The organism is Acidiphilium sp. 34-64-41 (genome assembly GCF_002282635.1).
Taxonomy (GTDB): Bacteria; Pseudomonadota; Alphaproteobacteria; order Acetobacterales; family Acetobacteraceae; genus Acidiphilium; species Acidiphilium rubrum.
Genome location: NZ_NCJX01000168.1, coordinates 1 through 1,709 on the forward strand (window position 1 = coordinate 1; position 1,709 = coordinate 1,709).

Consider the following 1,709-nt stretch of genomic DNA (forward strand, 5'->3'; position numbering starts at 1 on the left):
GGCGGCGCCGAGGCGCCAACCTATGCCCAGCTTTATTCGGGAGCATGGGTCCACCCCACATGTAGTGGGTGTCTGACTTAACCGGATAGGCACGGTTTGTTGCATTCGTCCCAAAAATCCGTCAAATGGGTCGATAGTCATCCTGCAACAACGATTTCTGAAGGACTAATGATGTCTGACTCGCAATCCAACAACCAGCTACTGCAACTGACCGCGCAGATTATTGCGGCCCATGTGTCGCATAATTCGGTCACGACGGATATGCTGCCAACCCTCATCCGCGAAGTCTACCAGAGCCTGAGCGGCACCGAAACCCCGGTTGCCGAGGTCAGCGCCCCGCCGGAACCCGCGGTCAATCCGAAGAAATCGGTGTTCAACGATTACATCATCTGTCTTGAAGACGGCAAGAAGCTGAAAATGCTCCGCCGTCACTTGAAATCGGCCTATAATCTGACGCCGGAACAGTATCGTGAACGTTGGCAGTTGCCCGCCGAATACCCGATGGTCGCGCCGAGCTACGCCAAGCAGCGCTCAAACCTCGCCAAGAAAATCGGCCTCGGCACCAAGCCGGCGGCTGCCGTCGCACCGGCGCCGGCCGCACCCGCCACGCGGGGCAAAAAGAGCGCCTGATTATCCGGCGTGGCGTGACCCGATCGTCCCTGGTCGAATATTGAAAAAAGGCCGGTCAGGTTCGACCGGCCTTTTCCTCGTGTAGGCGAAATCGATTTCAGTTCAGGCCGGGTGCGTGGGCCTTTTTCGCTTTGTCGAGTGCTGATTGCAGTTGCTCGAGACTGTACCCGATGCCTTCCTGCGGTGGCAGCGGGTGCTCGGATTTCAGCAGTTCGTTGCGCGCAATCAGGGTGAGGCTGATCGCCCATTTGTAGACATAGACCGCGAGGACCGCCCCGATCATGGGTCCGACGATTGGCACCCACCAATAGCCATGCGGACCGGGGAAGGCGTTCGGGCCCCACCCGGCGACCCAGGTGAACAGCCGCGGGCCGAAGTCGCGCGCCGGGTTGATCGCGTAGCCGGCGTCAACGCCGTACGACATACCGATCGCCGCAACCGCGATGCCGACCAGGAACGGCCCCATGTTCGACTGTGGGCTGAGGTTCAGATTATCCGAGATCGCGAGAATGAACAGCAGCAGGAAAAAGGTGCCGATGATCTGGTCGAGCAGGGCCAGATCCATGTGCGAGCCGAGATATGAGGCGGGGAAGGTGGCGAAGATGCTGAACGTGGTCAGCCCGCCCGAAGCCGCATAGGATGCCACGTGATGCGCCGCGTTCCAGGCATCGATCGCGCGGAAGTAGTCGGCATAGACCAGTGCGGCCCCGGCGAAGCAGCCGGCGACCTGGGCGACCCAGTAGGGCAGGACCTTACGCCAGGGAAAATCGCCCTTCACCGCGAAGGCCAGGCTGACCGCCGGATTGAGATGCGCGCCGGTGACGCCACCGGCAACATAGACCGCCAGAGTGACCGCGAAGGCCCAGCCCCAGGTGATCAGCAGCCAGCCGCCGGCACCATTGAAGATGACGGCGGTGCGGCCCGATTCAGTGAGGCCGACCACCGCCACGGCGACCACGCCGGCACCGAAGGCGATCAGGACGACGCAGCCGAGGAACTCGGCAATCATTTCCGCATAGATCGATGTGGCGCGCCAACCGGATTTGACACCCATGCGTGGTCGCAAAGTGGGTGGTGTG

The 1,709-nt window shown here is 61.4% G+C and carries 2 protein-coding genes; one reads left to right on the forward strand and one right to left on the reverse strand.

The features are described 5' to 3' along the window. The first annotated feature begins 171 nt into the window (after window positions 1–171). Entirely contained in the window at window positions 172–630 is a 459-nt protein-coding gene (locus B7X49_RS18635) for a MucR family transcriptional regulator (protein WP_029312271.1), read from the forward strand. Between the two features lie 97 nt (window positions 631–727). On the opposite strand, the gene B7X49_RS18640 is transcribed toward B7X49_RS18635, so the two are convergent. Continuing rightward, window positions 728–1,709, reverse strand: a 982-nt coding sequence (locus B7X49_RS18640; protein ID WP_353744451.1) for an MIP/aquaporin family protein, incomplete at its 5' end; no start/stop codon positions are given.

Excerpts from the sequence above, each read along its gene's own strand:
- B7X49_RS18635 (WP_029312271.1), top strand. The coding sequence starts at position 172 with ATGTCTGACTCGCAATCCAACAACCAGCTACTGCAACTGACCGCGCAG.